Genomic DNA, 16,116 nt, shown 5'->3' on the forward strand with positions numbered 1-16,116 from the left:
AGCGAGTCCGAATAGGGCGACTCAGTCGCACGCCCAAGACCCGAAGCGGAGTGATCTAGCCATGGGCAGGTTGAAGCGTGGGTAAGACCGCGTGGAGGACCGAACCCACCAGGGTTGAAAACCTGGGGGATGACCTGTGGTTAGGGGTGAAAGGCCAATCAAACTCCGTGATAGCTGGTTCTCCCCGAAATGCATTTAGGTGCAGCGTCGTGTGTTTCTTGCCGGAGGTAGAGCACTGGATAGGCGATGGGCCCTACCGGGTTACTGACCTTAGCCAAACTCCGAATGCCGGTAAGTGAGAGCGCGGCAGTGAGACTGCGGGGGATAAGCTCCGTGGTCGAGAGGGAAACAGCCCAGAGCATCGACTAAGGCCCCTAAGCGTACGCTAAGTGGGAAAGGATGTGGAGTCGCACAGACAACCAGGAGGTTGGCTTAGAAGCAGCCACCCTTGAAAGAGTGCGTAATAGCTCACTGGTCAAGTGATTCCGCGCCGACAATGTAGCGGGGCTCAAGCGTACCGCCGAAGTCGTGTCATTGCAGCAATACTCCCAACGGAGGCTGTGATGGGTAGGGGAGCGTCGTGTGCCGGGTGAAGCGGCCCTGTAAGGGAGTCGTGGACGGTTCACGAGTGAGAATGCAGGCATGAGTAGCGATACAAGAGTGGGAAACTCTTGCGCCGATTGACTAAGGGTTCCTGGGTCAAGCTGATCTGCCCAGGGTAAGTCGGGACCTAAGGCGAGGCCGACAGGCGTAGTCGATGGACAACCGGTTGATATTCCGGTACCCGCTTTGAAGCGCCAGCGCTGAATCTGGTGATGCTAAGGCCGTGAAGCCGCCCTTGATCTCTTCGGAGTGATGGGGAGTGGTGGAGCCGCTGAACCTATCCAGTAGTAGGTGAGCGATGGGGTGACGCAGGAAGGTAGTCCAGCCCGGGCGGTGGTTGTCCCGGGGTAAGGGTGTAGGCCGAGTGGTAGGCAAATCCGCCACTCATGAGGCTGAGACCTGATGCCGAGCCGATTGTGGTGAAGTGGATGATCCTATGCTGTCGAGAAAAGCCTCTAGCGAGTTTCATGGCGGCCCGTACCCTAAACCGACTCAGGTGGTCAGGTAGAGAATACCGAGGCGTTCGGGTGAACTGTGGTTAAGGAACTCGGCAAAATGCCCCCGTAACTTCGGGAGAAGGGGGGCCATTGCTGGTGAGGGGACTTGCTCCCTGAGCTGGTGGTGGCCGCAGAGACCAGCGAGAAGCGACTGTTTACTAAAAACACAGGTCCGTGCGAAGCCGTAAGGCGATGTATACGGACTGACGCCTGCCCGGTGCTGGAACGTTAAGGGGACCGGTTAGCTCCATTTCGGTGGGGCGAAGCTGAGAACTTAAGCGCCAGTAAACGGCGGTGGTAACTATAACCATCCTAAGGTAGCGAAATTCCTTGTCGGGTAAGTTCCGACCTGCACGAATGGCGTAACGACTTCTCGACTGTCTCAACCACAGGCCCGGTGAAATTGCACTACGAGTAAAGATGCTCGTTTCGCGCAGCAGGACGGAAAGACCCCGGGACCTTTACTACAGCTTGATATTGGTGTTCGGTTCGGCTTGTGTAGGATAGGTGGGAGACTTTGAAGCAGTGGCGCCAGCCATTGTGGAGTCGTCGTTGAAATACCACTCTGGTCGTGCTGGATGTCTAACCTCGGTCCGTGATCCGGATCAGGGACAGTGTCTGGTGGGTAGTTTAACTGGGGCGGTTGCCTCCTAAAGAGTAACGGAGGCGCCCAAAGGTTCCCTCAGCCTGGTTGGCAATCAGGTGTTGAGTGTAAGTGCACAAGGGAGCTTGACTGTGAGACTGACGGGTCGAGCAGGTACGAAAGTAGGGACTAGTGATCCGGCGGTGGCTTGTGGAAGCGCCGTCGCTCAACGGATAAAAGGTACCCCGGGGATAACAGGCTGATCTTCCCCAAGAGTCCATATCGACGGGATGGTTTGGCACCTCGATGTCGGCTCGTCGCATCCTGGGGCTGGAGTCGGTCCCAAGGGTTGGGCTGTTCGCCCATTAAAGCGGTACGCGAGCTGGGTTTAGAACGTCGTGAGACAGTTCGGTCCCTATCCGCTGTGCGCGTAGGAGTCTTGAGAAGGGCTGTCCCTAGTACGAGAGGACCGGGACGGACGAACCTCTGGTGTGCCAGTTGTCCTGCCAAGGGCATGGCTGGTTGGCTACGTTCGGGAGGGATAACCGCTGAAAGCATCTAAGCGGGAAGCCTGCTTCGAGATGAGGACTCCCACCCCCTTGAGGGGTTAAGGCTCCCAGTAGACGACTGGGTTGATAGGCCGGATGTGGAAGCCCAGTAATGGGTGGAGCTGACCGGTACTAATAAGCCGAGGGCTTGTCCATAGGTTGCTCGCGTCCACTGTGTAGTTCTGAAACAACGAACCGTTGGTTCGACAGTTTCATAGTGTTTCGGTGGTTATAGCGTTAGGGAAACGCCCGGTTACATTCCGAACCCGGAAGCTAAGCCTTTCAGCGCCGATGGTACTGCAGGGGGGACCCTGTGGGAGAGTAGGACGCCGCCGAACAATTATTAGCCTCAGCCCCTGAGTTTCGACTCGGGGGCTGAGGCTTTTTTGCGTTGTCCCCGAAAACGTGCCGGGCCGGCCGGATCCGGTGCCCGACTACAGTGGGGCGGTGCGCTACGACCTGGTCATCTTCGACAACGACGGCGTGCTCGTGGACAGCGAGCCGATCGCCAACCGCATCCTGGCGGGCCTGCTGACGGAGTTGGGCCACCCCACCACGTACGAGGAGTCCGTCCGCGACTACATGGGCTCCGCGATGCACCGCGTCCACGACCTCGTTGCCGAGCGCACGGGGCAGCGGCTGCCGGAGGACTTCGACGCCACGTACTACGCACGGGTCTTCGAGGGCTTCCGGCGTCAACTGGAACCGGTACCGGGCGTGGCGACCGTGCTGGGGAAACTGGCGGCGGACGGGGTGGCGTACTGCGTCGCGTCCTCGGGCAGCCACGAGCGGATCCGGGTGGCGCTGAAGAAGACCGGACTGTACGGGTACTTCGACGAGGAGCGGATCTTCAGCGCCCAGGACGTCGGGCGCGGGAAGCCGGCACCCGACCTGTTCCTGCACGCGGCGCGCACGATGGGCGTGGCGCCGGAGCGGTGCGCCGTGGTGGAGGACAGTCCGCTCGGGGTGCAGGCCGCGGTGGCGGCCGGGATGGACGCGTACGGCTTCACGGCGATGACGCCGGCGGAGAAGCTGGCGGGAGCGGGCGCCGGGGCGCGGGAGTTGTTCGCGGACATGGCGGAGCTGCCCGCGAAACTGTTCGTGTGATCGACCTACCCGTCCGTAGCCCGCGGCCCTACGCTGCACGCTCATGGACGGCATCGACGGCGGATTGCGCCACGGACGGGCCTCGTTGGCCGTCAGTTTCTTCGCGCAGGGGGCGGCGTTCGCGCTGCTGGTGACCCGGATCCCGGCGCTGCAGGACCGTTACGGCATCAGTGACGCGCTGCTGCCCGTGTTCCTGGCCGCGGTGCCCGTCCTGGCGGGCGTGGGCAGCGTCGTCACCGAGCACCTGGTCAAGCGGGTGCGGCCGAGCGTGGTGCTGCGCTGGGTGCAGCCCGTGGTGTGCCTGGCGCTGCTGGGCGCCGGCGCAGGGGACGCGTTGTGGCAGCTGGCGACGGCGCTGGCCGTCTTCGGGATATGCGTCGGCGCCCTGGACGCGTCCATGAACATGCTCGGGGTGAGCCTGCAGCGCGCGTACGGGCGCAGCATCATGCTGGGCTTCCACGCCGCGTACAGCTTCGGCGGCATTCTGGGGGCGTCGCTGGCCTGGGCGGGGGCGCACTGGCACCTGTCGTTGGCGGTGCTCTACGGGCCGGTGGTCGCGGTGCTGATCCCGCTGACGCTGGTGGGCAGTCGCTGGTACGTCGACCAGAAGGCCGATGTCCCGGACGGGCAGGACGCGGTGGCCTCGCCGGCCGCGACCGCGGTGACGATGCGGCTGCTGCTCCCGCTCTGCATGGTGATGGCCTTCGCGTACATCGGGGACTCCACCGTCTCCAACTGGAGCGCGAAGTACCTGCAGGACGTGCTCGGCAGCTCCGAGCAGTTGGCGACGGTCCCGTACAACGTCTACATGGTCACCACGCTCCTGGGCCGTGCGGTCGGCGACTTCGGGGTGCGGCGGTTTGGGGCGGCGGCGGTGGTGCGCGCGGGCGCGCTGGTGGCGGCGGCGGGCTTCGCGGTGGTCGCGGCCGCGCCGGGCGCGTGGGTGGGGATGGCGGGGTTCACGCTGCTGGGCCTGGGGCTGTGCGTGATCGTGCCGCAGACGTTCGCGGCCGCCGGGCGGCTCTTCCCGGGGGCGTCGGACACGGCGATCGCCCGGCTGAACATCTTCAACTACGTGGGTTTCCTGGTCGGTTCGCCCCTGGTGGGCGCGCTGGGCGACGCGTGGAGCTACCGGGGGGCGATGCTGGTCCCGATGCTGCTGGTGACGGCGACGCTGCTGTACGCCCGCTCGTTCGGGGCGGAGCCCGCCCGATACGGTGTCGACCATGAGCGGCCGCGCACAGCTGATGTGGGACGAGCAGGTAACGGGCTATGACTTCGGTCGCGGCCACCCGATGGACCCGGTGCGGCTCGCACTGACCATGGGGCTGGTCCGGGCCTTCGGTCTGGACCGGGCGGTGACCGTGGCCGCGGCCCCCGCGGCCGGCGATTCGACGCTGCGCCTGGTGCACGACGCGGAGTACGTGGCGGCGGTGCGCCGCGCCTCCGCCGACCCCAAGGGCATGACGGAACTGGCGTACGGCCTCGGCACCGAGGACACCCCGGCGTTCGAGGGCATGCACGAGGTCTCGGCGCTGATCGCGGGCCAGTCGGTGGGGGCGGCCGAGGCGGTGTGGCGCGGCGAGGTGACGCACGCGGTGAACTTCGCGGGCGGGCTGCACCACGCGATGCCCGGGATGGCCTCCGGGTTCTGCGTCTACAACGACGCCGCGCTGGCCGTCGCCCGGCTGCTGGAGCTGGGCGCGGAGCGCGTCGCGTACGTGGACGTGGACGTGCACCACGGGGACGGCGTCCAGACGGCCTTCTGGGACGACCCGCGCGTGCTGACGATTTCGCTGCACGAGCACCCGCGCACGCTCTTCCCGCAGACCGGCTGGCCGGAGGAGACCGGCGGCCCGGAGGCGCAGGGCGGCGCGGTGAACGTGGCGCTGCCGGCCGGCACCGGGGACGAGGGCTGGCTGAGGGCGTTCGACGCGGTCGTCCCGGAGCTGCTCGCGGCCTTCCGGCCGCAGGTGCTGGTGACCCAGCACGGCGCGGACACGCACTTCGAGGACCCGCTGGCGCATCTCGCGGTGAGCCTGGACGCGCAGCGGGCGGTGGCGGAGGCGCTGCACGCCCTAGCGCACGAGCACGCCGAGGGCCGCTGGGTCGCCCTGGGCGGGGGCGGTTACGCGGTGGTCGACGTGGTGCCCCGGACGTGGACGCACCTGGTGGGCATCGCCGCCGGGCAGCCGGTCGCGCCGGAGGCGGCGACGCCCGAGGAGTGGCGGGCGGAGGTGTACCGCAGGACGCGGCAGATGGGGCCGCTGCGGATGACGGACGGCCGGGACGCGGCGTTCACCGGGTTCCACGACGCGGGGTACGACCCGGCGGACCGGCTGGACCAGGCGATCCTGGCGACCCGGCGGGCGGTCTTCCCGCTGCACGGGCTGCTGCCCTAGGTGTACCCGGCCAGGCCCCGGGCACGGCCGGGCCCGGCGAGGAGTGGTCAGGCGCCGGCCCGCAGCAGTTCCGCCGCACGTTCGGCGATGGCGTAGACCGTGGCGTTGGTGTTGGCCGAGACCGGGGCCGGCATCACCGAGGCGTCGGCCACGCGCAGGCCGTCGACACCGCGCACCCGCAGGGCGGGGTCGACGACGGCGTACGCGTCGGTGCCGATGCGGCAGGTGCCCGCGTAGTGGTTGTAGGAGCGCAGGTTGCGGCCGAGGTAGGCGCGCAGCTCGGTGCCGCCGGTGGTGTCCGGGCCGGGGAGGACCTCCTCGCCGTACCAGTCCGCCAGCGCGGGGCCGGCGGCGATCTCCCGGGCCGCGTCCAGGCCCCGCACCATGGTGTCGAGGTCGCGGATGTCGGCGTAGTAGCGGGGGTCGATGAGCGGTGGGGCGCCGGGGGCGGTGGTGGAGAGCCGGACCGTTCCGTGGCCGTACGGCGCCATGAGGGCGACCATGATCGTCCAGCCTTCGCCGACGGCCGGTCCGGGCAGGCTCTCCTCGCGGATCGGGACGTCGACGACCTGCAACTGCACGTCGGGGCCCGGTGCGTCGGGCCGGGTGCGGATCAGGCCCTGGACCTCGCCGTGGTTGTTGGCGCCCGGCGGGACGGGGCGGGGGGCCCGTACGACGACGCCGCAGACCACGTGGTCCAGCAGGTGGGAGCCGACGCCGGGCAGGTGCACGGCGGTGGGGATGCCCCAGTGGCGCAGGTGGTTGCGGGGGCCGATGCCGGAGAGCATGAGCAGTTGCGGGGTGCCGACCGCGCCCGCGGCCAGGACCACCTGCCCCGACGGGGAGCAGCGGGCGGTGCGCAGTCCGCCGTCCACGGCGTACTCCACGCCGGTGCAGCGGTCGCCGGCCAGGAGGACCCGGTGCGCCAGGGCCCCGGTCAGCACGTGCAGGCCCGGCCGGTGCCGTGCCGGGCGCAGGTAGGCCGTGGCGGCGTCCTGGCGTACGCCGTCGGCGATGCTGAGGTCGCCCCAGCCGAACCCCTCCTCCAGGCCGCCGGCGAGGTCGCCCGCCTCGGGGTGGCCGGCGTCGACGGCTGCGCGCAGGAAGTCCCGGGCGACGGGGTGACGGTCGGTGGCGGGGCCGACCCGCAGGGGTCCTTCCATGCCGCGCAGTTCCGGGTCGCGGCCCGGGACGCCGGTGAGGTCCTCACTGCGGCGGAAGCAGGGCAGCAGGTCGTCCCAGCCCCAGCCCTGCGCGCCCTCGGCGGCCCAGGCGTCGTAGCCGGAGCGGTGGCCGCGCAGGAAGTTCATGGCGTCGATGACCGAGCTGCCGCCCAGGCCGCGGCCTCGGGGCCACGGCACGGCAAGGCCGGTCCCGGTCTGCGGCACGGTGCGGTCCGCCCAGTCCAGGGGGGTGCCGAGCAGGCCGGGCCAGGCCGCGGGGACGGAGACCTCCGGAGGGTGGGCCGCCCCGCCGGCCTCCAGGAGCAGCACGCGGGCCGCGTCGTCCTCGGAGAGGCGGGCGGCGAGCACGCACCCCGCGGATCCCGCCCCCACCACGACGTAGTCGAACTCGCCCGCGTCGGCGGAGGTGTCGGCCACGGGGGTCCTCCCGTCACTGTCGCGCGCTATGTCCGCATTGTACGGAGGGTTTCGCCGGGCACGCCGACCCGAACGGCCGCCCCTCGGGAGTGACGTCCGGGCCGTTCCGGCACGTGAGGAAGGCGGGGGAGGCCACCATCGGCGCGTGGTGACTGTTGCCGCGCTGCGGGCGCATCTGGTGGGGGCGGGGATCGCGGGGGTCGTGACGACACCGCGGGAGAAGAGCCTGCGCAGCTATCGGCTGTTCGCCGCGGGTGATCCGCGGCAGACGCTGGGGCTGGAGCCGGCGCGGGCTTGGACGCAGTCCGGCCTCCTGCGGTTGATGGCCGACCGATGTGGGGTTTCGCCTGACCCGGGGCACACTTCCGGGCAGGATGTGATCGACCCGGACCGCACGCTCGCGGGGCTCGAGGCCTTCGCCGGCCGGCTGAAGGAGGCCGCGGGGCGCAGGGAGCCCGTCCTCATCGGTACTGGTCACCCGCATCGGCTGCTCGGCTTCTACGCCGGATTGGCGGCCGGGCTGTCGGCGGCGGGATGTCCCGTCCTCACCCCATCGCATGGCCGATGTATCGACATGGCGACGCAATTCGGCCTACGCACGTACAACCTCTGGTACGTAGGGGGCGTCGCGACGGTCCGGGATGCGCCGGGTGAGGGCGCCCGTGGTGCGCCGGCGGTACACACGCACTCCCCGCTCCCGGTTCGGGCCGCGCTGGCCGGTGCGACAGGACGCGGGGGACTGCTGCCGAGCCTCGTGGTGGGAGACCACGGCTGGGTCTGCGGAGCAGGTCAGCTGGGCATCGAGGCCATCGGGCTGGCCGATGCGGACGACCCCGCGGTCTTCGTCGCCGAGGCGGAGGGCAGGGTTTCGGTCGTGGTTCCGCTTGATGACGCTGTGCGGTCCGATTACTACCGACCGCTTACGCGCTATGTACTCAATCGAGCGTGTCTGTCACAGTAGTCAACCGATCGCTACTCCTCTTCCCCACTTGCATCACCCGCACCTAATCTGGGGAGGAGCGCACGTGCGAGAGGGAGTCACCGGAGGGGAAGCCGGTGCCCGTCATGTGCGGAAGGTTCAGGTGTGTCATGGCTTCAAGCGAGAGGCCTCTCAACGAGGTCGTGTTCCTGACCGTGGCAGAGGTCGCCGCGGTGATGCGAGTGTCCAAGATGACCGTGTACCGGCTGGTGCACAGCGGTCATCTGCCGGCGATCCGGGTGGGGAGGTCCTTCCGGGTGCCGGAGCAGGCCGTCCATGACTATCTTCGGGAGTCCTACGTGGGGGTGGGGGAAACTGCCTGACGACCGCCTCGGTTTCTACTCGGCGCTTGCGGACGGGTAGGCTGTGCCGACGTAGGTCGTGTGGGCTCGGACGCCCCGCACCGAGTGAAAACGAAGCGAGGGTAGTCGTGGGCTCTGTCATCAAGAAGCGGCGCAAGCGTATGGCCAAGAAGAAGCACCGCAAGCTGCTGAAGCGTACGCGTGTGCAGCGTCGCAACAAGAAGTAAGCGAGCTACGCGTCGCACTTCACTGCCCTCCCGCCCCCACGGACCGTGGGGGCGGGAGGGCAGTCGCGTTCCCGGGGGGACCGCCGGCCGGGCCCTCCTTGACGGTGCTCGTACGTTCGGGCGTCATCACGGCGCAACATCGAACCGATACGGTGCGTACATGCGGTGCGAGGGAAGGCGCTGATCTTGGGCAAAGTGGTGCTCGTGACCGGAGTCGCCCGCCGGCTCGGCGGCCGGCTGGTACGACGCGTGATGCGCGACCCCGACGTCGACCGGGTGATCGGGGTCGACACGATGCCGCCCCCGCACCATCTGGGCGGCGCGGAGTTCGTCCGTGCCGACATCAGGCACCCGATGATCGCGAAGGTGCTGGCGGAGCACTCGGTGGACACGGTGGTCCACATGGACGTCAGCGGCACGCTGCCCGGCCGCAGCAGCCGGACCGCGGTCAAGGAGACCAACGTCATCGGCACGATGCAGCTGCTGGGCGCCTGCCAGAAGGCCCCGACGGTGCGCCGCCTGGTGGTGAAGTCCACGACGAGCGTGTACGGCTCGGCGCCCCGTGACCCGGCGGTCTTCACCGAGTCCATGCCGCCCAAGTCGCTGCCCAGCGGCGGCTTCGCGAAGGACGCGGTGGAAGTCGAGGGATACGTACGCGGCTTCGCACGGCGTCGCCCGGACGTTGCCGTATCGGTTCTGCGGTTCGCCAACATCCTCGGCCCGCGGGCCGACACCCCGCTCGCCGAGTACTTCGCGCTGCCGGTGCTGCCGACCGTGCTCGGCTACGACCCGCGGCTGCAGTTCGTGCACGAGGACGACGTCGTCGACGTCCTGATGCTGGCCCTGCGCGACGAGCGCAACGGGACGATCAACAGCGGCACGTTCAACATCGCAGGTGACGGAGTGCTCCTGCTGTCGCAGACCGCGCGACGGCTGGGGAAGCCCACGGTGCCGGTGCTGCTGCCCGCCGTCACCTGGGTGGGGCAGATGCTGCGCACCGCCGGCGTCACCGACTTCTCGCGCGAGCAGATCCGGCTGCTCACCCACGGCAGGGTCGTGGACACCACGCAGATGCGCGAGACGCTCGGCTTCACCCCGAAGTACACCACCGCCGAGACCTTCGGCGACTTCGCCCGCAGCCACGGCCCCGGCCTGCTGCCGCCGGACCGGCTCGCCGAGGCCGTCGACCGGCTCGCCGCGCTGGTCCCCGCGGGCGGCCCCCGAGGACTGAGCTCGTGAGCAATGCTGCGAGGAGGAACCGCACCATGGCGGACGCCAAGGTCATCCCGTTCGACGAGGACACCCGGACGCGGAGGGGGGCGCCGCGGTCGCGCGGGCGGGCCGCGGCCCGCGGAAAGGCGGGCGGCGACACCGGGAACGCGGTGGCCGCGCTGCCGGTGGAGGAGCGGGCCGTGCGCGTCGCCGCGGAGCCCGACGCCGTCCAGGACGCCGTGACGGCCTCCGCGGACACCCCCGGCACCGATGGTGCCGGTGAGGCGTCCGAGGGCGCGCAGGCGGCGGCGGAGGGCGCTGAGCGGCACCCCGGCACACCGGGCGGCCCGCTGGTCGCCGCGCTCGGCTCGGCCGCGGACCGGCTGCTGGGCGGGCCCTGGGAGCGCCGGGTGGCGCACGGGCTGGCCTTCCTGCGCCGCCGGATCACCGGCGACTACGAGGTCGACGACTTCGGCTACGACGAGGAGCTCACCGACCAGGTCCTGATGTCGCTGCTCCGGCCGCTGTACGAGTCGTACTTCCGGGTCGAGGTGAAGGGCATCGAGAACATCCCGGCCGAGGGCGGTGCCCTCGTGGTGGCCAACCACTCCGGGACGCTGCCGATGGACGGGCTGATGATGCAGGTCGCCGTCCACGACCACCATCCCGCGGGGCGGCACCTGCGACTGCTGGCGGCGGACCTGGTGTTCGTGCTGCCGCTCGTCAACGAGCTGGCCCGCAAGGCCGGGCACACCCTCGCCTGCGCGGAGGACGCCCAGCTGCTGCTCGAACGCGGCGAGGTGGTCGGCGTGATGCCCGAGGGCTTCAAGGGGCTCGGGAAGCCCTTCTCGGAGCGCTACAAGCTGCAGCGCTTCGGGCGGGGCGGCTTCGTCGCGACCGCGCTCAAGACAGGGGTGCCGATCGTCCCGTGCTCGATCGTGGGCGCGGAGGAGATCTACCCGATGGTCGGCAACGCCAAGACGGTGGCCCGGCTGCTGGGCTTCCCGTACTTCCCGGTGACGCCGACGTTCCCGTGGCTGGGGCCGCTGGGCATGGTGCCGCTGCCGACGAAGTGGACGATCCAGTTCGGCGAGCCGATCCCTACGGACGGCTACGCGCCGGAGGCGGCCGAGGACCCGATGCTGGTCTTCAACCTGACCGACCAGGTACGCGAGACCATCCAGCACACCCTCTACAAGCTGCTGGTGCAGCGCCGCTCGGTCTTCTTCTGAGGCTTCGGGCCGTGTGTCCGGCCCGCAGGAGCCGGACACGGCGGTGGGCCGGGGCATGGCGCCCCGGCCCACCGCCGTGAGGTCCCCGCTCAGTCGCCCCGGTCGTCCTCGGCGCTGAGCCCGAGGCCCGGGAGCAGCCCGGGCAGCAGCGGCGGGAGGGTGACCGACGGCTGGGTGCCGTCGCCGCCCGAGGTGCTGCCGGTCGGCGTGGGGTCGAGCAGATCGCCGGTGCCGCCGATGAGGCCGCTGTCCGAACTGCGCGACGCCGAAGGGCTGGCCTTGTCGTCTCCGCGCTCGTCGGCGGACCCGCTCGCGGAGCCGCTGACCGAGGGCGAGGGCCCGCGGGTGCCGCTCGCGGAGCGGTCGCCGCTGCCCGGGACGCCGCGGCCGTCACCGTGGCCGGAGCCGGTGGAGGGCGGCAACAGCCTCTGCAGCGGGGCCACTTCGTCCTCTATGGCGTCGAAGACGGAGGTGACCTTGTTGCCCACGTCGTCGAGCCGGGAGGGGAGCTTGCCGCGCAGCTCGGTCCAGCCCTTGCGGTGGCTGCTGGAGAACGCGGAGAGCGTCTCGATCGGCTGCAGCGAACCGTCCTTGCGGTACGCGGCGGCGAGCAGCCGGTGGCCCTCGGAGGCCTCCTGCTGCATCCCCGACAGCGCCCTGCGGATCTCGCCCACCGACTCGTCGTCGAGCTCGCCGCCCCGGCCGCGTTCCATGAGGCGGCGCGCCTCCTGGAGCCGGGTGGAGGCGAGGTCGAGGTAGACCTTGCCGCGGTCGGCGTCGTCGTCGGCGAGGTTGAGGCGCATGTCCTCCATGCCCCGTTTGAGGCCGTAGAGGGTGTCGCCGGGCAGCGCGTCCGTGCTCGCGGCGGCGACGCCGCCGAGGGCGCCGGCCGCCACACCGACGGAGAGGCCGCCGGCGGCGAGCCTGCGCGACCACGCGGAGCGCGGCTTCAGCTTGCCGAGACCGCGGCCGTCGGCGCGGTGCGCGCCCCGGCCGCCGTCGCGTTGTACGGGAACCGTCAGGGTGCCGTCGGCGAGCGCGGCCTCCATGGCGGCGATCAACTGGGCACGCTGGACGGTCTTGGTCTCCGGGTCCAGCGTCGGTCGCGGTACGTCCCGCAGGGCGTCCGCCAGGGCCAGGAACGTGCCCTGGCCCGGATCCGCATGCCGGTCCGCGGCGTGGGCGCCGTGCTGTACGCCGGCACCCGTCTGGGGGCCTTCGCCCTCGAGGGCGTCGGCGAAGGCGTTAGCCCGCCGGTGCGCCGTTGGATTCGCGATCACGGGCGGCACCTCCTCTCGTCATCCACCTCGACTCCCCGTAGTGCCTTCAAGGTTGTGCACCTTGAGCCTTTCCACCCGATCGAGTGATCGGAAGCGGGCAGAGCACGGCATTGGGGGGTCCGCATGTGATGCAACGAGTGCCGCCCGAGTTGGGTTACGCAGTCATGATGATCGGACCGTGGAGGCAGTCGCAAGATGAAGATCCATCCATTGCGCTATCGCGCGTCGTCGGGGAGGAGCCGGGCGAGGGTCCGTACGGCGCGGTACTGCAAGGTCTTGATCGCGCCCTCGTTCTTGCCCATGATGCGGGCCGTCTCGGCGACCGAGAGCCCCTGCAGGAAGCGCAGCGTCACGCACTCCTGCTGCTGGGGGTTGAGCTTGCGGACGGCCCTGAGCAGCGACTCGTTGGACAGCGCCTCCAGGACGCAGTCCTCCGGGCTGGGCTCGACCTCGTTGGCGTCGAGCATCTCCCCGGTGGTCACCTCCAGCCGGAAGCGGCTGGACTTGAAGTGGTCGGCCACCAGGTTGCGCGCGATGGTGACCAGCCACGCGCCGAAGTCACGCCCCTGCCAGGTGAAGGTGCCGATGCGACGCAGGGCGCGCAGGAAGGTCTCGCTGGTCAGGTCCTCGGCGGTGGCCTTGCCCCCGACGCGGTAGTAGATGTAGCGGTAGACGGTGTCCGAGTAGTGGTCGTAGAGGCGCCCGAAGGCCTCGGTCTCGCCGGCTTGGGCGCGCTCGACCAGGTCCATCATGCGTCCGCTGTCACTGTCGGCCGCCGGCCGGCGCGGGGTGGCGCCCGTGGACCGGTCGGCCTGCTGGGTGCTGCGGGACCGTCTGCCGACCGTGGCCCGGCCGTCGGCCAGCGCGTAGGCGCGGCCGGCGGGCGCTGCCGCCGTGGCGAGTGCGGGGACGAGCACGGCGTGCGCGGGGACGACGCGCAGCAGGTGCTCGGCCACCAGTGCGCGCAGCGTAGCCAGGCCAGAGGCGTCAACCCCGGTGTGTGGGTACACGGGACTCCCAGAGGCAGAACTTCCATCACGTGCAGTACGGAACCGTTCACCCGTCGTAGGGACGTGTGGGTACCGGCTTGCGTCTGAGGAGAATAACGCTTCGTACAGGCGACGCTACACCGAGTTGCTGAAATCGTCGGTTCCGCCCACTCTCTGGCGGAATGGTGATCGATCAATTATCGAACACCGAAACAGTGTTGACCACATAGCGTCGTGAAATGCTCGCGTGGAGAGCGTGTTGTGGCTGTGTGGCTCACCGTGAACTGACGGGGCGCCAGAGGGTGACCCGGGCGTGTCGCCCGCGTCCCTAGCGGCGGCGGCGTTGCAGGGCCATCGCGGCGGCCGCGCCGCCCGCCACGGCGCCCACGCCTGCGGCCGCCGGGATGCCGATCTTCACCGCCTTGCGGCCGGTGCGGTAATCGCGCAGCCGCCAGCCCTTTTCGCGCGCGTGTTTGCGCAGCCGCGTATCGGGATTGATCGCATATGGATGTCCGACGAGCGACAGCATCGGGATGTCGTTCGACGAATCGCTGTACGCGGCGCAGCGCGAGAGTTCGAGTCCCTCCGCGGCGGCGAGCGCCTTGACCGCCTCGGCCTTGGAGGGGCCGTGCAGCGGCTCGCCGACCAGCCGGCCGGTGTAGAGGCCGTCGACGTGCTCGGCGACGGTGCCGAGGGCGCCGGTGAGGCCGAGCCTGCGGGCGATGATCGTGGCCGTCTCCACCGGGGCGGCCGTCACCAGCCAGACCCGCTGTCCGGCGTCGAGGTGGGCCTGGGCGAGCGCGCGGGTGCCGGGCCAGATCTTGTCCGCCATGTACTCGTCGTAGATCTCCTCGCCGATGGACATGAGTTCCTCGACGCGGTGCCCCTTGATGATCGAGAGCGCGCTCTCCCGCACCTCCTGCATGTGCTCGGGGTCCTCGGACCCGGCGATCCGGAAGTACGCCTGCTGCCACGCGAAGCGCGCGAGGTCACGGCTCTGGAAGAACTTCCGCTTGTACAGGCCGCGCCCGAAGTGGAAGATCGCGGCGCCCTGCATCACGGTGTTGTCCAGGTCGAAGAAGGCGGCCGCGTGCGGATCGCCGACCACGGGGAACGCGGGGACGCCCGCCCGGTCGTCCTTCTTCTCCACGGGTGCCGCGAGCGCGGCCTCCGCCGCGGCCTCGCCGGCCAGCACGCTGCGCGCGGTGGCGGAGCGCTTACGGGGGGTGAGCCATCGCAGAGCGGCCATGGGGCGAGCATAGCCAGTCCGTTGGGCAACTCCGGTGCACCGATGGAGCAGGTGAATGAACTCCTCGCGACGAGGGTGTTACCGCGGGTCGGGAGTTGACGGAGGCAGAATGGCCGGCATGAGCCCTCTGTTCGGACGCGATGCCCGCAATGCCCGGAGAAACCCGGCGGATCGGACGGTGACGCTGATCGCCAAGCCCGGCTGCCACCTGTGCGACGACGCGCGGACGGTGATCCGCAGGGTCGTCGACGACCTGGGCGCGCGCTTCGAGGAGAGGGACATCACGCGCGACGAGGAGCTGCACGACCGGTACTGGGAGCAGATCCCGGTCGTCCTCATCGACGGGGAACAGCACACCTTCTGGCGTGTCGACGAGGGCCGGTTGCGGCGCGGGCTGGGCGCCTGAGGGCCCTGTTGCGACAGGTGGGCGATTTGCGCGTGTTCCTCTGGACGCGGGTGCTCGATTACCATCAAGGCGTTTTGTGTAGTGCGGGGGTGCGTGAGTAAGGATGGTGACTGCGTGCTCCCGGGCAGACTTCAGGCGCGCGGCGGCTTCGCCGTGGTCGATCTGGAGGCCACCGGTTCCAGTTCGCGGCGCCACCGGGTGGTCGAGCTGGCCGTGGTGCTCCTCGACAGCGAATTCGGGCACGAGGGCGAGTTCTCGACCCTCGTCGACCCCGAGGGGCCGGTCGGCCCCACCCACATCCACGGCATCGAGCCCCGCCACGTCGAGGCGGTCGGCGCACCCCTGTTCGGGCAGATCGCCCCGAGGCTGCTGGGGCTGCTGCGCGGGCGGGTGCTGGTGGGGCACAACGTCGGCTGCGACCGCGCGTTCCTGGCGGCGGAGTACGCCCGGCTCGGCGTGGAGTTCCCCGTCGTCCCCGAACTGTGCACCATGCGGATGGCCGCGCTGCGGGAGGCCGCCCCGGGCGGGCTGAGCCTGCTGGCGTGCGCCGAGGCGGCCGGACTGACCGGCTGGACCGCGCACACCGCGCTGGGCGACGCCCGTACGACGGCCCGGCTCTTCGCCTCCTACGTCCCGGACCACCCGGGTGGACCCGCGCAGACCGAGAAGGCGCTGGCGCGCGCGGCGGTGGTCGAGTGGCCGCAGTTGGCCGGAGCGGACGCGCTGTGGGTGGGGCGCCGGGGTGCGGACCGGGCGCCCGCGTGGAACGTTCCGTCGCAGCAGAAGGTTTCTTATGTCCGTAATGGGGGTGCGTGATGCCGGTCACTTCCCCCGGGCAAATCGGACACCATCTTTGTGCACGCGTTCACAAAGACATAGCCTGGCGTGCACGGGGCGGT

The 16,116-nt window shown here is 69.7% G+C and carries 14 protein-coding genes and 2 rRNA genes (1 of these 16 cut by a window edge); 12 read left to right on the forward strand and 4 right to left on the reverse strand.

Going from position 1 to position 16,116, the window contains the following annotated elements; genetic code table 11:
• The 5 genes from AC1VWI_RS25010 to AC1VWI_RS25030 all read left to right on the forward strand — a co-directional run.
• Positions 1 to 2,387: ribosomal RNA gene (locus AC1VWI_RS25010) — 23S ribosomal RNA — on the forward strand (it extends 734 nt beyond the left edge of the window).
• A gap of 65 nt (positions 2,388 to 2,452) precedes the next feature.
• Positions 2,453 to 2,569: ribosomal RNA gene (gene rrf / locus AC1VWI_RS25015) — 5S ribosomal RNA — on the forward strand.
• A 109-nt stretch (positions 2,570 to 2,678) separates the two neighbouring features.
• Positions 2,679 to 3,338 (forward strand): HAD family hydrolase, encoded by a 660-nt coding sequence (locus tag AC1VWI_RS25020; protein ID WP_499513256.1) that lies wholly within the window; start codon positions 2,679 to 2,681, stop codon positions 3,336 to 3,338.
• Between the two features lie 43 nt (positions 3,339 to 3,381).
• Positions 3,382 to 4,614 (forward strand): MFS transporter, encoded by a 1,233-nt coding sequence (locus AC1VWI_RS25025; RefSeq protein ID WP_499513257.1) that lies wholly within the window; start codon positions 3,382 to 3,384, stop codon positions 4,612 to 4,614.
• Positions 4,565 to 5,740, forward strand: coding sequence for an acetoin utilization protein AcuC (locus AC1VWI_RS25030; protein WP_499513258.1), 1,176 nt, complete (start codon positions 4,565 to 4,567; stop codon positions 5,738 to 5,740). Before AC1VWI_RS25025 ends, AC1VWI_RS25030 begins: the two co-directional genes overlap by 50 nt.
• A 47-nt stretch (positions 5,741 to 5,787) precedes the next feature.
• Here AC1VWI_RS25030 and AC1VWI_RS25035 read toward each other — a convergent pair whose 3' ends face one another.
• Entirely contained in the window at positions 5,788 to 7,341 is a 1,554-nt protein-coding gene (locus AC1VWI_RS25035) for a GMC family oxidoreductase (RefSeq protein ID WP_499513259.1), read from the reverse strand.
• Between the two features lie 145 nt (positions 7,342 to 7,486).
• Here AC1VWI_RS25035 and AC1VWI_RS25040 point away from each other — a divergent pair, with 145 nt between their 5' ends.
• The 5 genes from AC1VWI_RS25040 to AC1VWI_RS25060 all read left to right on the forward strand — a co-directional run bounded on the left by AC1VWI_RS25040 (position 7,487) and on the right by AC1VWI_RS25060 (position 11,293).
• The gene (locus tag AC1VWI_RS25040) at positions 7,487 to 8,302 is read left to right on the forward strand and encodes a phosphatase (protein WP_499513260.1); all 816 of its coding nucleotides are present in this window, start codon (positions 7,487 to 7,489) and stop codon (positions 8,300 to 8,302) included.
• Between the two features lie 128 nt (positions 8,303 to 8,430).
• The gene (locus AC1VWI_RS25045; protein ID WP_018558718.1) at positions 8,431 to 8,643 is read left to right on the forward strand and encodes a helix-turn-helix domain-containing protein; all 213 of its coding nucleotides are present in this window, start codon (positions 8,431 to 8,433) and stop codon (positions 8,641 to 8,643) included.
• A gap of 107 nt (positions 8,644 to 8,750) precedes the next feature.
• Positions 8,751 to 8,849, forward strand: coding sequence for a 30S ribosomal protein bS22 (locus tag AC1VWI_RS25050; RefSeq protein ID WP_003948845.1), 99 nt, complete (start codon positions 8,751 to 8,753; stop codon positions 8,847 to 8,849).
• Between the two features lie 186 nt (positions 8,850 to 9,035).
• On the forward strand, positions 9,036 to 10,088 hold the full coding sequence (locus tag AC1VWI_RS25055) for an NAD-dependent epimerase/dehydratase family protein (RefSeq protein ID WP_499513261.1): 1,053 nt from the start codon (positions 9,036 to 9,038) through the stop codon (positions 10,086 to 10,088).
• A gap of 26 nt (positions 10,089 to 10,114) precedes the next feature.
• Positions 10,115 to 11,293 (forward strand): lysophospholipid acyltransferase family protein, encoded by a 1,179-nt coding sequence (locus AC1VWI_RS25060; protein ID WP_499513262.1) that lies wholly within the window; start codon positions 10,115 to 10,117, stop codon positions 11,291 to 11,293.
• 89 nt (positions 11,294 to 11,382) lie between these two features.
• Here the strand turns inward: AC1VWI_RS25060 and AC1VWI_RS25065 are convergent, their stop codons facing one another.
• From AC1VWI_RS25065 to AC1VWI_RS25075, 3 genes are all read right to left on the reverse strand, one after another.
• Entirely contained in the window at positions 11,383 to 12,573 is a 1,191-nt protein-coding gene (locus AC1VWI_RS25065) for a DUF5667 domain-containing protein (protein WP_499513263.1), read from the reverse strand.
• 215 nt (positions 12,574 to 12,788) lie between these two features.
• Positions 12,789 to 13,583, reverse strand: coding sequence for an ECF subfamily RNA polymerase sigma factor, BldN family (locus tag AC1VWI_RS25070; protein WP_499513264.1), 795 nt, complete (start codon positions 13,581 to 13,583; stop codon positions 12,789 to 12,791).
• 307 nt (positions 13,584 to 13,890) lie between these two features.
• Positions 13,891 to 14,811, reverse strand: coding sequence for an HAD family hydrolase (locus tag AC1VWI_RS25075; RefSeq protein ID WP_499513265.1), 921 nt, complete (start codon positions 14,809 to 14,811; stop codon positions 13,891 to 13,893).
• 109 nt (positions 14,812 to 14,920) lie between these two features.
• Between AC1VWI_RS25075 and AC1VWI_RS25080 the strand changes: the two genes are divergently transcribed.
• Positions 14,921 to 15,217, forward strand: coding sequence for a glutaredoxin family protein (locus AC1VWI_RS25080; RefSeq protein WP_499513266.1), 297 nt, complete (start codon positions 14,921 to 14,923; stop codon positions 15,215 to 15,217).
• A 114-nt stretch (positions 15,218 to 15,331) separates the two neighbouring features.
• A complete protein-coding gene (locus AC1VWI_RS25085) occupies positions 15,332 to 16,033 on the forward strand; it encodes a 3'-5' exonuclease (RefSeq protein WP_499513267.1) in 702 nt (233 codons plus the stop codon).
• Positions 16,034 to 16,116: the final 83 nt, after the last annotated feature.

It is taken from the genome of Streptomyces sp. TOM-9 (genome assembly GCF_056858595.1).